Below are 22,684 nucleotides of genomic sequence, written 5' to 3' on the forward strand. Positions count from 1 at the left end.
GGTTTGGCATGGAACGCGCTGCAGTGCATGAATGGTCGCAGGCTGCAGCGCCCACCGCATTCATGCCCGTTCAGACATTGGCGTCAGACTTCGAATTCGGACTGCAATGCCGCACGCACGCAATACAGCACGCCTTCCGGCACGCGGCCGGTGAACAGCTCGGCAATCGCCGCGACCGGCGGCAGCTCACCCTCGCCATCGAGGAAGGCGTCCTGAATTTCGCTGAGCAGGTCTTCAGGCAGATCCAGCGCCTGATCGAGTGATAACTGCTGCTTGCCAATGGCTTCAGCAAGCATCGTGTAGACGTTTTTCTCCGAACATTGCAGTTGCCCGGCGATCTGCATCGGGGTCATGCCGGCTCGCGCCAGACTGATCAGTTCGTGACGCAGGTCGGTGACGACCCGAGGCGCCGGGGCCGCGCCGCCGAGCACTTCCAGGAACGCCTCGCCGTAACGCTCCAGCTTGCGCGCACCGACGCCGCTGACCCGGCCCATTTCGGCCATGGTGCCTGGCTGGCTGCGCAGCATCTCCAGCAACGTGGAATCGGGGAAAATGACGTAAGGCGGCACGCCATGTTCTTCCGCCAGCTTGCGCCGCAGGGTGCGCAAGGCTTCCCACTGTTCGCGTTCCTCGCCGCGCACCAACTGACTGGCCGGGCTGCCGGACGCTTTCGGGGTCGTCTGCGGCTTGAGGTCGCGACGCAGCTGCAGCGTCACTTCGCCGCGCAGCAGCGGTCTGCACGTGTCGCTCAGGCGCAGGCCGCCGTAGCCTTCCAGATCGATGTCAGCCAGACCGCGCGCCACGAGTTGTCGGAACAACGAGCGCCATTCGCCTTCACTGCGGCTCTTACCGACACCGAACACCGAAAGATGCTGATGCCCGAAACCCTGGACCTTGTCGTTTTCCTTGCCCAGCAGCACGTCGACCAGATGGCCGACGCCGTAGCGCTGACCGGTTCGATAGATTGCAGAGAGCGCCTGACGCGCAGGTTCGGTAGCGTCCCAGGTCTGCACGCCGTCGACACAGTTGTCGCAGTGCCCACACGGGTTTGGCATGTCTTCGTCGAAGTAGGCCAGCAATGCCTGACGCCGGCAGCGGGTTTCTTCGCACAAGGCGAGCATTGCATCGAGCTTGTGATGCTCGACGCGCTTGTGTCGTTCATCGCCTTCGGAGTTCTGCAGCATCTGCTTGAGCATCAGCACATCCTGCAGGCCGTACGCCATCCAGGCATCGGCAGGCAGACCGTCACGCCCTGCCCGACCGGTTTCCTGGTAGTAGGCTTCCAGCGACTTGGGCAAATCCATGTGCGCGACGAAACGCACGTTGGGCTTGTCGATGCCCATGCCGAAGGCGATGGTCGCGACCATGATCAGGCCTTCCTCATTAAGGAAGCGGCGCTGGTTCTCCGAGCGCGTTTCGATCGGCAGCCCGGCGTGATACGGCAGCGCCGGATAGCCGTTGTCGCTGAGGAACGCAGCGGTTTCCTCGACTTTCTTGCGCGACAGGCAATAGACGATGCCGGCATCGCTGCGCCGCTCGGAAAGGAACGCCAGCAATTGCTTGCGCGGCTGCTCCTTGGGAACGATGCGGTAGAAAATGTTCGGCCGGTCGAAGCTGGACAGAAAACGCTCGGCGTTCTGCAGGTGCAGGCGATTGACGATTTCTTCCCGGGTGCGCTTGTCGGCGGTCGCGGTCAGGGCGATGCGCGGGACGTCAGGAAACAACTCGGCCAGTTGGCCCAGCTGCAGGTATTCGGGCCGGAAGTCGTGGCCCCATTGCGATACGCAATGGGCTTCGTCGATGGCGAACAAGGCGATCTTGAGGTTTTGCAGGAAGGCCAGCATGCGCGGCTGAACCAGGCGTTCCGGCGCCAGGTAGAGCATTTTCACTTCGCCCAGACGGATCCGGTTGGCAAGGTCGCGCTGTTGCTCGGGGGTGAGCGTGGAGTTCAGCGCCGCGGCCGAAACACCGAGCTCTTCAAGCGTTGCAACCTGGTCGTCCATCAGTGCGATCAGTGGCGACACGACCACGGCCAGACCGTCGCGCAGCAGGCCGGGCACCTGAAAGCAAAGGGATTTGCCGCCGCCCGTAGGCATCAGCACCAGCGCATCACCGCCACTGGCCACGCGCTCGATAATGGCACCCTGGCGACCACGGAAGCTGTCGTAGCCGAAGATGTCTTTAAGTACGCGTTGAGCCTGGTCGAGCATAGATACCCCGGATGGTGCCACTGCAGCGGGTGAAGATCGCTGAGCAAATCGCAAAGCGCGGCAGTATACCGGAGCGCTCCGGGCGATAGGACAACGCGTACGCCAACGGTCGATTTTTTGCGCAATACCGATTCCATGGCCCTCGCCGCTGGCGTCCTCGGCCCTCAGGGCCTAGAATTCAGCATCGTTTATTTCCAAGGTAGTCCGTCAATGTCCTTCGCTGAGCAATTACACCGCCTGCAAGCCTTCCTCGACGCCGATGAGCTGCATGACGAAGCGCTGGACTATGTAGCCGCCCACGGCTACCTGACCGCGCTGTCGATCTGTGCCGAAACCGTTCCGGACCGCGAATGGATCGACGCACTGTTCGCCGAACCGCCGCACTATGCGGATCAGGCTCAGCATGAAGAGATCGAGTCCACGCTCATCAAGCTCAAAGAACATATCGCCCGTCAGCTGGCGTCGGACGAAGAGTTCGAGCTGCCTTGCGATCTGGATCTGGGCGACGACCCGGATGATTCGGAACTGCGCGGCTGGTGCATCGGCTTCATGGAGGGCGTATTCCTGCGTGAAGCGGCCTGGTTCGAAAACGACGAGGAAGAAGTCAGCGAGATGCTGCTGCCGATCATGGTCGGTTCGGGTCTGTTCGATGAGCAGCCTGAGTTCGCGGACATCGCCGCCGACGCCAACCTGATGGATGACATGATCGTGCAGATCCCGGAGGCGCTGACCGCGCTGTATCTGCTGCTGCACGCACCGGACGAAAAGCCCGCCATCCTCAAGCCCCGCCACCACTGAGTCTGCGCCTATGGCGCAGGGCAATTCCGGTGATTCAACACCCCGCACGAGTCGTTCCGGGCTCGTGCGTTTTCTCTTGCATGGCATTGGCTGGCTGAGCGTGGCGCTGGGCGTCGTCGGGATCTTTCTGCCGGTGCTACCGACCACGCCCTTTCTTCTGCTGGCCGCCGCCTGCTTCGCCCGCAGCTCTCCGCGTTTTTATCACTGGCTGGTCGATCACCCTCGTCTCGGTCCGTGGATTCGCGATTATCTGCAAGGCAACGGCATTCCCCTCAGGGGCAAGGTTTACGCGATCGGGCTGATGTGGCTCAGCATCGGGTTTTCCTGCTGGCTGGTGCCACTGGTGTGGGCGCGGGGCTTCATGCTGATCAGCGCGGTGCTGGTGACGGTGTATATCGTGCGGCAAAAGACCTTGCACCGCTGACTCTCCACCGGGCTCACCGGCCTCTTCGCGAGCAAGCTCACTCCCACAAATAGGTAGCGGACATTCCCGGGTTCTCCGGCCTGACACACATCCCGTAGGGACGCGCTCTGGCCCGCACTCGGACGATCTGCCGGGGACCGGCAGCAAAATCGGTGCACGCGGTGTGTCAGGCATGACGCGGCGGCTGGTTTTGCGACTGCTGCGCAGCCGATCGCGAGCAAGCTCACTCCTACAGATATCTCCAGGCATTCTGGGATCCTGCGGCCAGACACAAAACCCGTAGGAGCGAGCTTGCCCGCGAAGACTGCGTTCCAGCCACTGCATCTCCTCCAGCCACAGCGCCCTCTTCGTGAACCAGCTCGCGGTTTTCCGGGTATTCGACTGCCCCCATCGAGACCGAGGCCTGACGGGCAGCTTCGCGTTTATCCCGTTCGCCAGCGGCAACACCAAGAAGCCAGACATTTGGTGCGGTGTTTCAGGCACACCGCAAGCCTTCCCTCATACCGTATCGACCTTCAACGAATGGTCCCCAAGCATTCCGTTGATGATGGCTGCGGCATCCGGGCCGCCGGCCACCACGCCGCCGGCACCGGGGCTGACGCCGTAGTGATGGGCCAGATCCACGCCGGCAAGGTCGATGGTCTGCGTGATCGCGCCCCCGGCGACGCTGCTTATATCGATGGTTGAAACCAGGGATGCACCGCTGCCGCTGACGCTGAAATGCAGGAAGTTTTCCAGCGAGTTCGCGTCCCCGTGCTCGCCCTGGAGCAGTTGCGACAGGTCCAGCTTGTCGAGGCCGAAATTGAAGTCGGTCACGGTGTCGTGCCCGGTGTTCCCCGCCTGCCACTGGAAGGTATCGTGCCCCGTGCCACCGGTCAGGGTGTTGTTGCCCGGTCCGCCGATCAGGATGTCATCGCCCGCCCCGCCGTTGAGCACGTCGTTGCCCAGGCCGCCGTTGAGCATATTGTTGCCCTGATCGCCTGTGAGGTGATCGTTGAAGTTCGAACCGATCAGGTTATCGATATTCACCAGCGTGTCGACGCCCGCCCCACCCGTGTGCTGCGGTCCGAGTTCGGCGGTACTGACCGTGACGCCCGCAGTGGCCAGCGAGTAGTTCGCGGTGTTGTTGCCCGCGCCGCCGTCGAGCAGATCGTTGCCCGACCCGCTGAACAGCATGTCATTGCCGTTATCGCCGAACAGCTCGTTGTTGCCTGGTCCGGCGACCAGCACGTCGTTGCCGTCGCCACCGTGCAGATGACTGTCCGCCGCGCCCACCAGCACATCGTCGCCCGTTGTCCCAAGCACGACCTGCCCGTCCTGATGGGTAATGTTCACCGCCGCGGTGCTGCTGCCGCCGTGGGGATCGGTGACGGTATAGCTGCTGTGGACATCGGGCGTGTTATTGACCGCCGCGTAGTCGATCGTCAGGTTCAGGTTGTAGTGTTCCTTCACGCCCGGATCGGCCTGATTCACCACGATCAGCCGGTACACGCCATCTTCAGTGGCGGTAAAGCTGCCGCCGTCGGCAATGCCATGGTAGGCGCCTTCCTCGAACTTCCAGGCCATGCCCAACACATCGTTGGTCAGGGAGTGGTCGACGGTGACTGTCTCGCCGGCCTTCAGATGGACGCTGTACAGGTCCTGTGCATTGGCGGGCGACCCATTGACCGCGCCCAGATAGCCGCTGATCACCAGCAGGGCCGTCGTCGCCGAATTGTTGAAAAAATCACTGCGCTCCAGATTCTTCAGCTGATTGACCGCCTTGTTCTGGCTGCTGGCGAACGGAAGGGTCTTGAGCGACGTCGCGCTGAAATCACCACCCTTGGCGGTCCAGCCGGTGTCGAAACGGGTCGGCGTCGCGGTCAGCGGGCCGCCGTTGCCTGCTGCGTCATTGGCCGCCAGCGCCTGGCCAGGAATGAAAACGGTCGCGCCGCTCTGGTTGGTGATGACGTTGTCAGCCACGGCCACGGGCGCTTCGTACACCGGCGGCGGCACGACATGGATGTTCAGGTTGGCCGACGCCAGGTCACCGTCGTAGTCACTGAGCACGTAATGGATGTTTTCGGTCTGCGGCTGCTGCACGCCAGCCGCCGGGGTGTAGGTGTAAGCGCCGGTGCTCATGTTCATCACCAGGGTGCCGCCCTGCTCGGTGGTGATGGTCAGGTTGTTGCTCAGCGGATCGAGCGTGCCGTGATTCTCGCCGCCTGTGGTGGTGACTCTGCCGTGATGGCTGAACGCTGTCGGATCGAACTGGTAAGTGGTGCCGTCCACGCTGATCGATTTGACGTAACCCTGATCCGCGCCGAATGTGCCCCCTTCCAGCAGACTGCCGTGCACCCCGCCCTGGACCGTGCCGCTGAGCACGACATTGAGCTGGCCCAGATCGGTCACGATCACTGCGTTGCTGTCAGTGGCGGTCGCGCCATTGTGCGCGACCGGGTCCAGGTAGGTGCTGCTGACCTCCGTGCCGACGCCGATGGCGTATGCGTTGATGTGATGGCTGTCGAGGAACTGTGTCCAGGCCGCTTCTTCACCGAGGCTGATGCCATCGCCACGGTCAGGGTCTGGCACGCTGCCCGGATCGGAGTGCTGCGGTGACGTGGTGGGGTTTCCGTCCGAGAAGAAATACGCAACATTCTGCGCGCCGCTGATCGCGCCTTTCTGGGTGAACGCCTGTTCGGCGGCAGCCAGCGCCGCGTCATAGTTGGTGCCGTTGCCCGCCGTCAGGCCGTTGACCATGGCTTTGGCCGTCGCCACATCGACCCATTCGTTGCTGCCGATGTGCGCCTGACTGTTGAAGGTCACCAGTTGCACGCGTACGTCGCCCAGTGCCTCGTATTTGTTCAGCAGTTCGACGATCGCCTGTTTCTCAAGCCCCAGCCGGGACAAGTCGTTGACGCCCGACGCTTCGTTCATGCTCGCCGAAGTGTCGACGATCAGCATCAGGTTAGTGCTGGTCGATTCGCTGGTGACGGTGCGATCGATGCACGCGGCCTTGGGCTGGTCGTCGACGATGTTGACGACGATCTGTGCCGACGACGAATGCCCGAGCGAATCAGTGACGGTGTAGTTGAACGTATCGTGGATGACATTGGGCCCGTCGTTGGCGCCCGGCGTGGTTTGCGCCGGTGATGTGAGCGTGTAGGTGTAGCTGCCGTCGGCATTGAGGTGCAGCACGCCAAACGCGCCCTGGGCGGTGCCGTTATGCGCGCCTTGCAGGCTGAAGGTCAGCGCCCCGGTGCCGCCCTGCACTGAATCGGCGACCGTGCCGGTACCGGTTTCGGCCGTCGAGCCTGGGTGACTGCCGTTGACCTTGCCGGGCGCCAGATCCAGTCCGTCCTTGTGCGTATCCAGCGCGCTTTCATGAACGGTCACGTCGTGGTCATTGCACGCCACCGGCGGACAGGGCGGCGCCACATTGACCGTCACGGTCGTGGTGCTGGTGTCGCCGTCGGCGTCGCGAATCGTGTAGGTGAACACGTCCTGCTCGCCATGAGGGCCTACCAGCGCGGGGTTGCTGTGATACGTCGCGTTGCCCTGATTGTCGACGATCAGCGTGCCGTACAGACCAGTGATCACCGTATTCAGGCCGCCGGACACCGGTGTTGACGTATGGTCACCGGCACGCACGCCGATGATCAGGCCGTTGGGGCCGGCACCGTCGGCACCTGCCGAGTCATTGAGCAACAGGTTGCCGCTGACTTCCCCGCCCGCCGCGACATTGCCGATGTCGCAATGGGCCTGCGGCGTGTCGTCGACAATCCTCACCACCACGTTGCTGTTGGCGACGTCGCCATCGGAGTCCACCGCGTGCACGGGAATCCGGTCATTGACCGACACCCCGTTGCCCTTGCTGTGATCTTCCGGGGTGTTGAGCGTGTAGGTGTAATTCACCACGCCCGTGACCGGGTTGTAACCGAGGATGGTCAGCGTGCTGCCGGACGGCAATTGCGCCGTGTGCGGCGAGGTGATCGCCACGCCGTTCTCGATCACGTTGATGCCGCCCACCGTCAGCGTCTGCAGGCCGTCGGGTGCGGTGATCTTGATCGTGCCGCTTTGGGTGAGTGCGGCGGCATCCGGATGAGAGCCGCCTGGCAGATGCGATTCGTTGACCGTGCAATCGCCCGGCGCAATGATCACGCCGCTGTCATGTACCACATTGACGGTGATCGTCGTGGTGCTGGTGTCGCCATCGGCGTCACGGATCGAGTAAGTGAACACATCCTGCGCACCTTCCGGTGGAATGACGCCGGGCGTGCTGTGGTAATCGGCGTTGCCGGCGGCGTCGATGGTCAGCGTGCCGTAAAGACCATTGATCACCGTGTTCAAGCCGGTCGTGACCGGCGTTGAGGTATCGCTGCCGGCGCGCACGCCGACAATCAGCCCGCCCGCGCCCGGACCGTCGGCACCCGCCTGATCGTTGAGCAACACGTTGCCGATGACATTGCCGCCTTCGAGCACATACCCGACATCGGCGACGGCGTGCGGCACATCGTCGACGACATGGACGATAACGCTGCCGTCGGCGACGTCGCCGTCGCTGTCCACCGCGTGAACGGGAATCTGCTCGTTGTTGATCGTGCCATCACCCTGATTGTGTGATTCCGGCGCGGTGAGCGTGTAGGTGTACGTGACCACGCCCGTGGTCGGGTTGTAACCGAGGATGGTCAGCGTATTGCCCGACGGCAGCGTGATCGATTGCTGCCCCGACATTGGAACGCCATTGCTGACAACGTCGATGCCGCCAATGGTCAGCGTTTGCAGCCCGTCCGGTGCGTTGACCTGAAACGTCCCGCCCTGGGTCAGCGCGGCGCCATCCGGCGCACTGCCGTCCTCCAGATTGGCTTCGTTGAGCGTCACCTCGCTCTCACCCAGGGAAATGCCGTTGTCCGTCGGCGGTGGCGGTGGCGTGATGACGGGCGGCTGACTGGCGTCGGGCGAGCCATCGTCCCGCCCGCCGATTTCGCCTTCCGGCACCAGAAACACTGGATTGAGCCCTTCGGTGGGGAAGCCGACCACCGGATTCACCACGCCACCGGTCTCGGTCAGCATCACGTAAGAGTGGCCGCCACCCAGCGCGCTCGGCGAGCCGCCGGGATTGGCATTGCCCGCGGCGGGCGCATCGGTGACCTGACTGGGGTCCGCGCCGGCGGCGATGGCTTGCTGCAGCTGCTGCACGTCGGTCAGTTGCGCCTGACTGGGCGCGGCGGCGTCCGGGGTATCGATATGCGTCGCATGGTTGGCGAGGATCTGCGGCGTCAGCGGCATGCTGCTGTCGCGCCCCAGGGTCAGCTCGCCGCCATCGGTCAGGTGCACGGCCACTGCGCCCGCAGGCCCGGTCTGGAGCTGCTCACCGGCGTAGAGCCTGTCGCCCTCGATGACCAGTCGTCGGGTTCCATCACCGGCCACCGCGAAAACGTCGCCCACCACTTTTTGCACCGTACCGATCAACCTGGCCATAGACACTCCCTTGCTGCAAATAACCGATCAAAAAATGTTACGAATCCAACAAAAACTGTTCGAACGGCGTACAGAAAAGGCTTTAAGCCATCATCAGACGACAATTTTATGTCGCTGAATCTTTTCAAGTTTTTTGTCCGAAAAACGACTTGATGGGCCGCCGTCAAATTTCCGCTGAAACGTGCACAAAATCTTTTAACCGCCCGTAATACGTTGAATACAGGCGAATCATGGATTTCACCATCGCCTGAAAATCCAAAAGGACATAAGTTTTTTTTGGAATAACGCATATGAAAAAAACGTCTGAGCTTTTCCGAAAGTTGTTCTTAGCTGTGATGTTACAAACCTGATACGGTTTTAACCGAAGGAATCGCCGGTTTTTTGGCGTAGTAGCACGACAACATTTCACGGAGAAGTATTCATGCGCGATTTGACCCCGCTCTACAGTGCAGTTGTGTTGGCGGTCGCCTGCGCCCAAGCGCAAGCCATGTCCCTCAACCAGGCGATTCAGAACACCATCGACAATCACCCGGAAATTCACGCCAACGTGAACAACCGATTGTCGGCAGACGAAGATGTGAAGTTCGCCAAAGGAGGCTATCTCCCCACGGTTGATCTGATCGCCGCCTACGGCCGTGAACACACCGACAGCCCCAATACCCGGGGCTTCAACAACCACAACGAAGAAACCCTGAACTACACCCAGTCGGAACTGCGGTTGCGGCAAATGCTGTTCGACGGCTTCAACACCAAGAACGAGGTCGGCCGGACCCGCGAGGTCGTCAACTCCCGCGCGTATTACCTGCGCGGTACCTCTGAAAGCCTCGCCCTGCGCACTGTCGAGGTCTATCTGGAGGTGCTCAAGCGTCGCGAGATGCTCGATCTGGCAAAGAACAACCTGCAGGCGCACCTGCGCATCAACGACCAGATCGGCTTGCGCACCAATCGCGGCATCGGCAGCAACGCAGACGCCGATCAATCCAAGGCCCGTCGCGCTCTGGCCGAAAACAACTTCTACACCGCGCAAGTCGACCTGGCCGACGCCGAGGCGAACTTCTTCAGCGCTGTCGGCAGAATGCCGGATGAGCTGGAAGCCCCGCCGAGCATCAGGGGCGAGGTGTCTCCCAGCCTCAGCGCCGCGCGGCAAAGCATGCTGACCAACAACCCCTATCTGAAATCGGCGCAGGCCGACGTCAACGCCGCAGAGAAGCAATACGAAGTGGCGAAATCGCCTTTTTACCCACGCTTCGACGGCGAGCTTGCGGTCGGCGCGAACGACAACCTGCAAGGCGAGGAAGGCCACGACAACGAATGGCGCGCCGCCGTGGTGATGAATTACAACCTGTTCAACGGCAATCGCGACAAAGCCCGCCTAAATTCCGACTCCTACAAGACGGGGCAGGCCATGGACATTCGCAACAACGCCCTGCGCATGCTCAACGAGAACCTGGCCCTGGCCTGGAATGCGATGAATAACGCGCGCACCCAGACGCCGATCGCCCGCGAATACGCCGAGACCACCACCCGTGTGCGCGCTGCGTATCAGGATCAGTTCGGCCTCGGCCAACGCACCCTGCTCGACCTGCTGGACAGCGAAAACGAGCTCTACAACGCGGCCCGCCGCTACACCGAACTGCGCTACACCGAAGAATTCGCGATGTACCGGGTGCTGGCCACTGAAGGCGAGCTGTTGCGCAAAGAGCGCGTGGTATTGCCGGCTGAAGCGGTCGCCCTGACAGAAGTCAAAAGCGAAGCACGGCTGCCTGAACTGAAGTAGCGCGCAAGCGCCGGGAGAAGTCTGTGACGCGCATGGAACCGACACACATCGATCTGGCCCATCCGATCGACCCTCGTTCGAACTACGACGATCCGCTGCTCGACGGCCTGCTGATCCTCTGCAAACTGCACGATTGCAACGCCAGCCGCACCAGCCTCAGTGCTGGCCTGCCTCTGGCGCAGCATCGGCTGGGCATTGAACTGCTTCCCCGTGCCGCCGCTCGCGCCGGACTGCAGGCGCGTATTCTGCGCCGCGATCTGGACGCCATCGACGGGCTGAACCTGCCCGTTTTATTGCTGCTCAAGGGCAACCGATGCGCCGTGCTGCGGCGCTGGGAAGAGGACGGGCGTGCGCTGATCCTGCCCAGCGAAGCCGAAGGTGGCGAGCAGCGGGTCAGCCGCGAAGAACTGCAAGCGCTCTACACAGGCCAGGCATTGTTCGCCCGCCCGCGTCACGAACTGGAAAACCTGCGCGCGCCGCTGGTGCCCAGGGTCAACGCCTGGTTTCGTGACACCCTCAGACTGTCGCGCTGGCTCTACAGCGACGCGATTCTCGCCAGCCTGCTGATCAACCTGCTGGGGTTGATGGTGCCGCTGTTCGTCATGCAGACCTACGACCGCGTCGTGCCCAACCAGGCGACGTCGACCCTCTGGGTGCTCGCCGTCGGACTGCTGATCGGCACGGCATTCGAACTGACGTTGCGTCTGGTGCGCGCGCGTCTGCTGGATCAGGCCGGGAAGAAAACCGACGTGATTCTGTCCGCCACGTTATTCGAGCGCATTACCGGAATGGCGATGAAAGCGCGCCCTGCCACCGTCGGCGGCTTCGCCCAGAGCATTCATGATTTCCAGGGCCTGCGAGAATTTCTGACCGCCGTCACGCTCACCAGCATCATCGACCTGCCGTTCGCCGTGCTGATGCTGGCGGTGATCGGGTTGTTGGGCGGCTGGCTGGTGGTGATTCCGGTGGTGGCTTTTCCGATCACGATCCTGTTCGCCTGGATCATCCAGATGCGCCTGCGCGACACCGTCGAACGCAGCCTTGCGCTGGGCGCCGAACGTCAGGCCCTTTTGGTGGAAACACTCGGCGGACTGGAAACCCTCAAAGCCTGCGGCGCCGAAAGCGAACGCCAGCATAAATGGGAGTCGACCCACGGCGCCCTCACCCGCCTCGACAGCCACGCCCGGGACCTCTCGGCGCTGGCCAGCAACGGCACCTTGTTCATCCAGCAGTTCTCGGGCATGGCGACCATCGTCGCCGGGGTCTACATCATCATTGCCGGCAACCTCAGCGTCGGTGCGCTGGTGGCCAGCTATATGCTCGGCAGTCGCGTGCTGGCACCGCTGGGCCAGATCGCCGGGCTGATCACGCGCTATCAGCAGGCGCAGATCACCATGAAGAGCACCGATGCGCTGATGGCCCTGCCGCAAGAGCGCGAGCCTGGCCGAACGACGCTTCAACACACCCGGCTGGAAGGCGCGCTGCAGGTGGTCAACGCCAGTTTCGCCTATGGCGGCCCCGGTACGCCCGCGGCCCTGAGCGAGGTCACTATCAGCGTCAGACCCGGTGAGCGGATCGGCATCATCGGTCGCAGCGGTTCGGGCAAGAGCACCCTTGCCCGGTTGATGATGGGTTTCTACACCCCTGATTCCGGCCAGCTGTTGCTCGATGGCCTGGATCTGCGTCAGGTCGACGTCGCGGACCTGCGCCAGCAAGTGGGCTACGTGGCCCATGATCTGCCGCTGCTGGCGGGCAGTCTGCGGGACAACCTGACGCTCGGCGCGCGTTACGTCAGCGACGCCAGAATGCTGGAGGTGGCCGAACTGACAGGCGTGACCGACCTTGCGCGTAACCATCCGCAGGGCTTCGACCGCCCGGTAGGCGAGCGCGGCCAGCTGCTTTCCGGCGGGCAGCGTCAAGCGGTCTTACTGGCCCGCGCGCTGCTGCTCGACCCACCCATCATGCTGCTCGACGAACCCACCAGCCACATGGACAACGGCAGCGAAGACGTCTTGCGCCAGAAGCTGTTCACGCTGATGCAAGGCAAAACCCTGCTGCTGGTCACCCATCGCATGTCGATGCTCAGTCTGGTGGACCGGCTGATCGTGATGGACAACGGCAAAGTGGTCGCCGACGGTCCCAAAGAGCTCGTCGTCGAAGCGTTGCGCAAGGGCCGTACCGGCCCGGCCATGGTTTAAGGAGCGTCGCCCATGTCATCCGCTCACAGCTATTTTCACCCTGATCGCCAGGTCGATAACGAGTTCATGCCTGAGGTCGCAGGCGTCGCGGCGCAGGACTCACCCCGTGGCGCGCGCGTCACCGTGTGGATCGCCGCCGCGCTGATCATCACTGCGCTGGTGTGGGCCAGGTTCGCGGTGCTGCAAGAGGTCACGATGGGTGAAGGCAAGGCCATTCCGTCGAGCAAGGTGCAGGTGATCCAGAACCTGGAAGGCGGCATCGTCACGGAAATCTTCGTGCGCGAAGGGCAGATCGTGAACAAGGGCGACACCTTGCTGCGCCTGGACGACACGCGTTTTCTCTCGAACAAGGGCGAAAGCGAAGTGGACAAATACACGCTGATGGCGCAGGTCGATCGGCTGTCGGCGGAGGCCGAAGGCAGGCCGTTCAAACCCTCTGCCGAGGTGCTTGGCAAAGCGCCGCAGGTGGCGGCCGATGAACAGGCATTGTATGACTCTCGCCAGCGGCGCCTGGCCAGCGAGCAGCGCACGTTGCAGGAGCAATTGCGCCAGAAGATGCAGGAAGTCGCCGAATTCCGCTCCAAGCAGGATCAGTATCGCAATCAGTTGGGCTTCATTCAGCAAGAGCTGAGCATGTCGGCGCCACTGGTGAACAGCGGCGCAGTGTCGCCAGTGGAGATCATTCGCCTCAAGGGCAAGGCGTCCGAGGCTCGCGGGCAAATGGATGCCACTTCACTGGCGATTCCACGCGCCGAAGCGGCGATCAACGAGATCAAAAGCAAGATCCAGGAGTCCACCGATACCTTTCGATCCGACGCCACCAAGGACCTCAACGAAAAGCGTTCGGACCTGGCCAAGGCCAGCGCCACCAGCATCGCCATCGACGACCGCGTCACGCGCACCACCGTGACCTCGCCGGTCAAGGGCATCGTCAAGACCTTGAAAGTCAACACCATCGGCGGCGTGGTTCAACCCGGCAGCGACATGGTGGAAATCGTGCCCCTTGAGGACAACCTGCTGATCGAAGCCAAAGTCAGGCCGCAGGACGTTGCCTTTCTGCATCCGGGCCAGAAAGCCATGGTCAAGTTCAGCGCCTACGACTACACCATCTACGGCGGACTGCCGGCCAGGCTGGAGCTGATCGGCGCCGACACGACCACCGACGACAAGGGCAACACGTTCTACCTGATCCAGGTACGCACCGACAAAAACCACTTGGGCAGCGATGCAAAACCGTTGCTGATCATCCCCGGCATGGTCGCGACGGTGGACATCATCACCGGCGAGAAAAGCGTAATGGACTACCTTCTCAAACCCGTCCTGAAAGCCCGCACCGAAGCATTGCGGGAGCGGTGATCCTGCGGACTCATTTACGCCACAACCCTATGTAGGCGCAATCCGAGGTGATTAGGGTCGCGAATGCGCTGTCTCAGCCAGACCGCATTCGCGAGCGTCGCCACCTCCGATTGCCCCTGCAGAAATGGTGTTCCGTCAGTCACTTTTTCTTCTTGTCGCCCTTGGCGAACGCTGCCTCCAGCGCCTCGTTGATCGTGCGCAGGACTTTTACCCGAGCCCAGCGTTTGTCATTGGCTTCGACCAGCGTCCACGGCGCGATTTCGGTGCTGGTGCGGTCGACCATATCGCCGACGGCCTCGCGGTATTGCGGCCACTTCTTGCGGTTGCGCCAGTCGTCCTCGGTAATCTTGTGCCGTTTGAAAGGAATCTTCTCCCGAGCCTGAAAACGCTCAAGCTGGGTCTTGTCGTCGATCGCGAGCCAGAACTTCACGACCACGATGCCCGCATCGGTGAGCTGCTCTTCGAAATCATTGATCTCGCTGTACGCCCTCAGCCAGTCCGCTTCAGAGCAGAAACCCTCGACCCGCTCCACCAACACCCGGCCATACCAGGAACGGTCGAATACGGTGAACTTGCCGCGCGCCGGGATCTGTCGCCAGAACCGCCACAGATAAGGTTGTGCCAGCTCGTCCTGGCTGGGCGCGGCGATGGGCACGATGTGGTACTGGCGAGGATCGAGCGCACCGGCAACCCGCTTGATCGCCCCGCCCTTGCCGGCCGCATCATTGCCTTCGAACACCGCCACCAGCGCATGACGACGCATGCGCTTGTCACGCATCAGGCCGGAAAGACGCGCCTGTTCGGTGATCAACTGCTCTTCGTAGTCGTCCTTTTCCAGCGCCAGCGACATGTCCAGATTGTCCAGCAGACTGCGCTCGTCGGTGTTGCTCGGCAGCGGGCCCAGGTTGACGAAATTGCTCTGGCCTTCAGGGGTTTTCAACGCGCTTTGCAGGCCTTCCAGCAACAGCCGGCCGACCGTCAGGCTGCGGTAGTTCGGGTCTGCGCCTTCGATCACGTGCCACGGCGCATAATCGCGACTGGTGCGGCGCAGGACGCGCTCGCCGAATCGCACGAACTTGTCGTAGGTTTTCGATTGCTGCCAGTCCAGCGGGCTGATCCGCCAACTGTGCAGCGGATCGTCCTTGAGGGTCTTGAGGCGCTGCTTCATTTGCTGTTTGGACAGGTGAAACCAGAACTTGAAGATCACGGCGCCTTCATCGACGAGCATTTTCTCCAGACGCTCCGCGCCGTTGATGGCCTGATCCAGTACCGGGTCAGGGAATTGCTTGTGCACCCGTCCCTGAATCATCTGGCTGTACCAGTTGCCGAAGAACACGCCGATGCGGCCCTTGGGCGGAAGCTGTCGCCAATAGCGCCAGACCGGAGGATGAGCAAGCTCCTCATCGGTCTGCTGGTCGAACGTGCGCACCTCGATGTAGCGCGGGTCCATCCAGTCGTTGAGCAGTTTGACGGTTTCGCCCTTGCCAGCGCCTTCAATGCCGTTGATCAGCACTATGATCTGGCGCTTGGCTTGTTCATGGAGTTCATATTGCGCCTCCAGCAGCGCCTCGCGCAGTGCCGGAACTTCAGCGTCGTAGGTCTCGTCATCGATGGTGTGGCCGATTTCAGCGGATTCGAACATGCATGGCTCCCTTCATGATCGCCCAAGACTAGCAGGCGTCTGGTATCAGTGAAGGGTATGACCGCCAATCGCGTTCAGGGGTCAATCGCAACGAAAACCGGCGCGCCGGGCGACCGTGTGCACGGTCATCCGACACGCCGCGATGCGCCTTACCAGCCGGCGCGGTACAGGTCGGTCAGCTGAATGAGCATGGAGTGTTCATCCGCCTCGCGCCGGGCGATCAACGCCTGCCCCTGACGATGGTACTCGTCCGGATCTTCAGGGGGATTGTCCTCGAGCGCAGCCATCCGGGTCTGGACCACCGCCGTCGCCAGTTCCATGCCCGGCCCATGCTCGGCACGCAAGCGGGCATTCCATTGACGGTCAGCCACTGCGAACTCAAGAAACGCAGGGCCCTGCTCTGCCTCGAGCACCCGGCGTCGAGCGTCCAGCAGCGCGCCGTGATCGACAGCAGCCAGGCGCTCCCAGACCATGCGATGAGGCTGACCGGGCAGCGCCAGCTCGTCGGCCAGACCGATGCGGTACGCCATGCGCACCTCGGCGGCGTCGACGTTCATGCCCAGCCCTTCGCGGCGAAGGATTTCGGCATCGGCGATGGCCTGAACCTCATTGAGCCGGAACAGCCGGCGAATCACCCCGAGCATGACCTGTGTGCGCTGAGCAGGCGCCACGCCGCGCAGCGCCTGCTCGCTGTAAACGACCACTTGAATGTCGCTGAAGATCAGACGCGCGCCGTCCTGACAGGTCTGGTCGGCGCCGAACAGGCGATCGTTGGCGATAACCTCGACCTGCGCGCGCAAGGCCGCATCCGTTGCAACCGACTCCAGCACCGTGAGCACATCCCAGGCAAGCTCGGCGTGGAACAGGCGAAAATCCGCTGCCTGACGAAGACGCTGCAGCAGCACCAGCAGATGCGGCGCATCGCCCGCTTGTACCACCTGCGCCCAGGCGGCGCGCAGTCGATCGTTCAGGGCCGGCTCATCCGGCCTGATCCATAACTCGACTGACGCCACCGGCGCACGGGCATCTGAAGTGGAAGGATGCGCAAGGTCGGAATTGTCCTCATCGGAACTCTCGCTGTCGCTGCCCTCGGCCATGCCCTCCACCGGAAGCTCGCGGATGTCCTCGGGAAAGTCGTAATCCAGACGATAGCGATGGCCGAAGCCGGTGTCGTTGCGCCAGTAATTTTCCAGCGACTGATGCTCCAGCGGATTGTTGTACGCGTAGATCACCAGGTGGCGGTCCGGATCGTGAGGGTTCTCGATGACTTCGTCGGGGATCTCAACGATATGGTTGTCGCTGATGTCGAGCTCGTTGAGCCCCAGCGAATGAGCCCACTGCGGCCACTCAGTCAAGCCCGTATTGTTGATCCACAGCGTCGACAGGCGCAGGCGACCGATGTCGGTGAACTGAGCCAGCGGACTGCTGGCCAGGCTCAGCGAGTCGAGCTCAGGGATGTCCATCAGCACATCCATCACCGCCTGATCGATGGTCCATGGCATGCGCTCCAGCGACAGGTGCTCCAGCCGTTCCAGGCGAGGCAGCACGTCTGGGATGGCCAGGAAGCTGGCGCGCAGATTCAGGTGCGTCAGGGCCGGGAAGTGTTCCAGAAAGGCATTGGCGGCTGGCAGGTCGGCGCTGACGTGGTTGAGATCCATGCGCCTGATGTCGGCGTAAAAATCGGGAAGCGCCGGCAGTTGCGGCAGGGTGATGTGCTCCAGCGTCAGCGAGCGCGGACCACGCGGTGCCGCGCTGTGACTGTAGCGCCAGGCGCGTTCGATGGCTGTCGCCACGGTGCGTCGGGCCGGGCGCAGGTCTTCATTGATCAGCACGCCCGTGTCATCGGCTTCGACCCACGCCAGAAGGTTCCAGTACAGCGGCTGCCAGGCCTCGATTCGCTGACGGGTGGTCGCGAGCAAGTCAGCCAGCGGACGTTGTCGTCGGGCCATGTCGCGCACTTGCGCCGGCAGGTCGGGGCTCTCTGGATACAGCTGCGTCATTGCCTGCACCAGTTGCTGTTCCAACTCGCTCGGCGCCTCGTCCGGGATTTCGCTCGGCGCCTCGCCGAAGCCAGCGCCACGGCCGCTGAGCGGATAGCCGATGCGGCTGTCCGCCAGACGCATGGGCATGCGCAACGCACCGTCCGGCGTCCATTGTCCCAGCGTCCGGGCTGCCCAGGCCGGCTGCTGTTTCAGCCATTTGAACACGCGGCCTTTGAGCACGCGGGCATCGATGTCGGCATCGGCAAGACCGATTGCCTGTCGTGCTTCCTGGGGCAACGCACGCAGGATCGCCGAGAACAGACTGCCCTCACGTCCGATGGATTTGCCCTGGCCATCACACGGCTGAAATGCATTCTTGCCGCGCACGAGGAGGCGACGTTCAGTCGACTGCTCTGGGCCAATGCTGTCGAGCAGCGCACCGTGGGCCGTGCCCTCGCGAATCTCCAGTCGCAGGTCATCGGGCCATCCGGCAAACAGTTCGACGCTGCGCAGCGTCAGGCGTTGAAGGTCAGGGCTGGCATGGCTCGGCGCCAGAAAAAAACCTTCCAGCACGCGACTCATGCGGGTCTGACGCAGATGACCACGCACCTTGCCCGCGACCTCCAGCGCAATGCGCCCGCTCGTTTGCATTGCCAGACGCTGCTCGGCGGTGACGCTGACGAGCAACTCGCGAGCCGACGCCAGGGTCAGCGAAGGAAAATCGCGCCTGAGCAGCGTCACCAGTGGGTCGCTCGACTGCTCGCTTTCGCGATAGGCCGCTTCGAAGGCTTCGACGGATCGGGCCGCATTTTCGCTCAGACGAAAGCGCTTGGCGCTGTCGATCAAGGCCGCCGGTGGCGTCTGATCGTTGGTGAGCGCGTGTCGGACCGTGGCGGCATCGACATCGGCCACCGCCATGATGCGCGTCAGGGTCTTGTCATCGAAATCGGCCAACGATGGGTGCAGACGGCGAAGCTCACTGATGCTGTCCCACAAGCGCAACTGACCGGTCGAATCAGTGACCGGCTGCATGCGCGCAATGAATGAAGGCGGTTCGACGGTCGCGGCCCCGGGGCTGCTCGCCCACTTGCCCGCCGCGCCCATGGCCGCCAGGAATGCGATGTTTTCCGCGACCTGGCTCAAGTGATCCAGCGCTTCGCTCATGTCGCCGTGCCGCCAGGCATCGACGCCCTCGAAGGTGTCGACCAACAACTGCGCGCCGGACACTAGCAACATCGCTTCACCCAGCCCGGGCACGAAGAACGCGGCCAGATTCAGCGCATCCAGGCCATATTCGCGCCACTGGGCCAGACGTTTCAGACGAGTCCTGGCGTCCTCGTCATCGGTTGGAACGGCCAGGACCCGGGCGTCGTCCTTGATGTGCAACATGCTTTGCAGGTAAAGAAATTCGCCGAGCGTGATGCCCAGCGGCACGGTCTGCAGGTCGAGATTGGCGTTGGGGTCGTCCTGGGTCGTGGCCAACAGCTGACGATGAAATCCCTTGCCACGCGCTACGCTGTGCACGCTTTGCGGGGCGAGACGATCATGCAGGGAAGGGAAAAACGCGCCTTTGCTGCGCTGGGCGAGAAAGCGATCAAAGTAGCGTTGATAGTCTTCGTTGCGCAGCTTTGTCCTCAATGTCTGCATGAAGGCGTCCAACGAGGCGTAGGACCGAAGGGGCGCTTCGGGCTCGCCCGGCAGATAGACTACGCAGCCAGTCGCGCCGGGCGCCTGCATCACCAGCACATCGCGTAACGTGAAGCCGAGCATCTGCAAGGTGAACAATTGCCCGGAAGATGTCTCACTCTCCAACGCAAGCAGTGCCTGATACGCCGCCTCGTCGATCAGGCCTTTCATGCGTGCGATGTGGGATTCAACCCTCAATGCCAGGCGATCCTTCTCGATCAGCAGTTGCTTGATTTCTTCGCTGCCGACACTGCCAGGCACATCCGCGCGCGCCACCGGATGCAGCACGTGGCGCAGGTGGCGCTGATACTGGCCGCCCACATCCACCTTTCGACAGAGCTCGATGAAACGCTCGGGGCTGACGTTCTGCCTGTTAAGGGGATCGCTTCGTGCCTGCAAGTGATCCCTGCCCGACAGGTTGCGGTAAATCAGCGAGGTATTTTCCTGCGCCACCTGCGCCTGTTCGCTGACCTCGAAGTTCTGCAACGCGGCCTGCAACAGCGACTGGGTGGTCGAGCTTTTCGGTGCTGCGCGCCCGGTCAGCCAGTCGCGCTCGAAACTGACGTGGTAGAAATGATCGGCGTCGACATCCAGGCCCGGCCCGTACGCGTCTTGCAGCGCCTTGGCCAGTAACGGACGGGCGAATGCGGGCAGGTCGACGATGCGATCGAGCACCTGCCCTGCCGCCAGCGTGGCGCGACGGCTGCGGCCCATGTCTGACGCCAGGGCGTTGCGCATCTGCGGCGATGCGTTGATGAACCAGGCGGGCAAGGTGTTGTTGATGATGGTCGAGACTTGAAGTAACGCGGTGCTGTTCATGGTGACGTCCTTGTGAATGACTGAGTGTCGAACGTAATCAGGATTCACGCGGGCGCTGGCATACATAGTTATTCATTTCGTCGCGCTGTCTGCATTCACCGGGCGCTGGGGTAAAATCGCCGCCTTGCCTACCCCGAGCCGAACATGACCACCATTGACCACGCCCAGATTGACTGGGACGAGAACGGCAATCCCCATTCCAGGGTGTTTTGCGACGTGTACTTCTCCACCGAGTCAGGCCTGGACGAAACCCGCCATGTGTTTCTGACGCAGAACGCGCTGCAAGAGCGCTTCGCAGGGCTGCCTGACGGCGGTCGTCTGGTGATCGGTGAGACCGGCTTCGGCACCGGCCTGAACTTCCTCTGCGCCTGGCAGCTGTTTGCGGCGCAGGCTCACGCGGGGGCGCGTCTGCACTTTGTCAGCGTCGAGAAATTCCCGCTCAGCCGTGACGATCTGCAAAGAGCCCTGGCGCTATGGCCTGAACTCAAGCCCTTCGCCGATCAACTGTTGACGCAGTACGTGGCGATTCACGAGGGCTTCCAGCGTCTGGTGTTCGAAGGTGGCCGGGTGACGCTGACGCTGTTGATCGGCGACGCGCTGGACATGCTGCCGCAGCTGGACGGCGAGATCGACGCATGGTTTCTGGACGGCTTCGCGCCTTCGAAAAATCCGGAAATGTGGACCCCGGAGCTGTTTGCCGAACTGGCGCGTCTGGCCGCTCCCGGCGCGACCATCGGGACGTTTACCAGTACCGGCTGGGTGCGCCGCGCGTTGAACGCTGCCGGCTTCAAGATGAAACGCGTGCCCGGTATCGGCCACAAATGGGAAGTGCTCAAGGGCAGCTTCATCGGCTGGCCCGACGACACGCCCGCCCCGCCTCGCGCCAAACCCTGGTTCGCGCGGCCGGTCCGGCATGGCGATGAACGCAAGGCGCTGGTGATCGGCGCCGGGCTGGCCGGTTGCGCGACCGCTGCAAGCCTGGCCGCGCGTGGCTGGCAGGTCCAATTGCTGGAGCGTCATCAGAGCGTTGCTGCCGAAGCTTCGGGCAACCCGCAAGGCGTGCTGTATCTGAAATTGTCGGCCCATGGCACCGCGCTCTCGCAGTTGATTCTCAGCGGCTTCGGCCATACGCGGCGCCTGCTGGAGCGGTTGCAGCGGGGCGTCGACTGGGATGACTGCGGCGTGCTGCAACTGGCATTCGATGAAAAGGAACACGAACGTCAGGCACAACTGGCCCAGGCATTTACCCCTGACTTGCTGCAGGTGCTCGAGCAGTCGCACGCTGAAGCGAAAGCCGGTATCGCCCTGAAAAGCGGCGGCCTGTTCTATCCGCAAGGAGGCTGGGTGCATCCGCCTGCGTTATGCCGCCATCAGGCGCAACAGCCGGGGGTTGAATTGATCACCCATGGCGAGGCGCTTGAGCTGCGCCGCGAAGGCGAGGTCTGGCAGGCCTGGAATGGCGACCGGTTACTCGCCCAGGCGAAGGTGGTGGTGCTGGCGGGTGCAGCCGAGGTCAAGCGATTCCCGGCCAGCGCCGACCTGCCGCTCAAGCGCATTCGCGGGCAGATCACCCGGCTGCCGGAAACGCCGGCCAGCGCCTCGCTGCGCACGGTGGTCTGCGCCGAGGGCTACGTCGCGCCCGCGCGGCTGGGTGAACACACATTGGGGGCAAGCTTCGCGTTCAACAGCGATGACCTGACGCCCAGCCGTGCGGAGCATCTGGGCAACCTCGATCTGCTGCGGGAAATTTCCGAGGACCTGACGGACCGGCTGCAGGCTAGCGAAATCCCTTTGGAGGACCTGCAAGGCCGCGCCGCTTTTCGCTGCACCAGCCCGGATTACCTGCCGATCGTCGGGCCTCTGGCTGACCGGGAAGCGTTTTTCCAGGCCTATGCCGTGCTGCGCAAAGACGCCCGCCAGGCGCCGTCCATCGAGTGCCCGTGGCTGGACGGGCTTTACATCAACAGCGGCCACGGCTCGCGCGGCCTGATCACCGCCCCGCTGTCCGGCGAGCTGATCGCCGCGTGGCTGGACAACGAACCCCTGCCCCTGCCCCGCAGCGTGGCCGAAGCATGCCACCCCAACCGATTCGCACTGCGCAGTCTGATTCGCGGAAAGTAATGATCTCCGCGATACCGATGTGGGATCGAGTTCGCTCGCGAAGAGGCCGGTGTGACTGGTTTGTTTAGTTTGGCTGGTGGAGATACAGCGGCTGGCAGTCAGTCTTCGCGAGCAAGCTCGCTCCCACAGGATTTGTGTCTGGCCGAAGAATAAGGGAACGCCCGCAACATATCTGTAGGAGTGAGCTTGCTCGCGAAGAGGCCGTTACATC

Annotated in this window: 10 protein-coding genes; 6 read left to right on the plus strand and 4 right to left on the minus strand. The window is 62.7% G+C overall.

Going from position 1 to position 22,684, the window contains the following annotated elements; translation table 11 throughout:
* Positions 1 to 83: 83 nt before the first annotated feature.
* Positions 84 to 2,210, minus strand: coding sequence for a DNA helicase RecQ (gene recQ, locus QRN36_RS06665; RefSeq protein WP_285423321.1), 2,127 nt, complete (start codon positions 2,208 to 2,210; stop codon positions 84 to 86).
* A 210-nt stretch (positions 2,211 to 2,420) separates the two neighbouring features.
* Between recQ and QRN36_RS06670 the strand changes: the two genes are divergently transcribed.
* Complete coding sequence (locus QRN36_RS06670) at positions 2,421 to 3,008, plus strand: YecA family protein (RefSeq protein ID WP_285423322.1); 588 nt, start codon at positions 2,421 to 2,423, stop codon at positions 3,006 to 3,008.
* Positions 3,009 to 3,018: 10 nt separating this feature from the next.
* Entirely contained in the window at positions 3,019 to 3,432 is a 414-nt protein-coding gene (locus QRN36_RS06675; RefSeq protein WP_285423323.1) for a YbaN family protein, read from the plus strand.
* A 498-nt stretch (positions 3,433 to 3,930) separates the two neighbouring features.
* Here the strand turns inward: QRN36_RS06675 and QRN36_RS06680 are convergent, their stop codons facing one another.
* Entirely contained in the window at positions 3,931 to 8,892 is a 4,962-nt protein-coding gene (locus tag QRN36_RS06680) for a retention module-containing protein (RefSeq protein ID WP_285423324.1), read from the minus strand.
* A 421-nt stretch (positions 8,893 to 9,313) separates the two neighbouring features.
* Between QRN36_RS06680 and QRN36_RS06685 the strand changes: the two genes are divergently transcribed.
* The 3 genes from QRN36_RS06685 to QRN36_RS06695 are packed head-to-tail and all read left to right on the plus strand — an operon-like array spanning position 9,314 to position 14,223.
* Positions 9,314 to 10,669, plus strand: a complete 1,356-nt coding sequence (locus QRN36_RS06685) for a TolC family outer membrane protein (protein WP_285423325.1) — start codon at positions 9,314 to 9,316, stop codon at positions 10,667 to 10,669.
* 23 nt (positions 10,670 to 10,692) lie between these two features.
* Complete coding sequence (locus QRN36_RS06690; RefSeq protein WP_373568709.1) at positions 10,693 to 12,867, plus strand: type I secretion system permease/ATPase; 2,175 nt, start codon at positions 10,693 to 10,695, stop codon at positions 12,865 to 12,867.
* A gap of 12 nt (positions 12,868 to 12,879) precedes the next feature.
* The gene (locus QRN36_RS06695; protein WP_285423326.1) at positions 12,880 to 14,223 is read left to right on the plus strand and encodes an HlyD family type I secretion periplasmic adaptor subunit; all 1,344 of its coding nucleotides are present in this window, start codon (positions 12,880 to 12,882) and stop codon (positions 14,221 to 14,223) included.
* A gap of 139 nt (positions 14,224 to 14,362) precedes the next feature.
* Here the strand turns inward: QRN36_RS06695 and pap are convergent, their stop codons facing one another.
* The gene (gene pap, locus QRN36_RS06700) at positions 14,363 to 15,865 is read right to left on the minus strand and encodes a polyphosphate:AMP phosphotransferase (RefSeq protein ID WP_285423327.1); all 1,503 of its coding nucleotides are present in this window, start codon (positions 15,863 to 15,865) and stop codon (positions 14,363 to 14,365) included.
* Positions 15,866 to 16,014: 149 nt separating this feature from the next.
* The gene (locus tag QRN36_RS06705) at positions 16,015 to 20,352 is read right to left on the minus strand and encodes a dermonecrotic toxin domain-containing protein (protein ID WP_285423328.1); all 4,338 of its coding nucleotides are present in this window, start codon (positions 20,350 to 20,352) and stop codon (positions 16,015 to 16,017) included.
* A gap of 144 nt (positions 20,353 to 20,496) precedes the next feature.
* Between QRN36_RS06705 and mnmC the strand changes: the two genes are divergently transcribed.
* Positions 20,497 to 22,473, plus strand: a complete 1,977-nt coding sequence (gene mnmC / locus QRN36_RS06710) for a bifunctional tRNA (5-methylaminomethyl-2-thiouridine)(34)-methyltransferase MnmD/FAD-dependent 5-carboxymethylaminomethyl-2-thiouridine(34) oxidoreductase MnmC (protein ID WP_285423329.1) — start codon at positions 20,497 to 20,499, stop codon at positions 22,471 to 22,473.
* Positions 22,474 to 22,684 lie beyond the last annotated feature (211 nt).

The sequence above is a fragment of the Pseudomonas sp. efr-133-TYG-103a genome (assembly GCF_030209235.1).
GTDB lineage: Bacteria > Pseudomonadota > Gammaproteobacteria > Pseudomonadales > Pseudomonadaceae > Aquipseudomonas.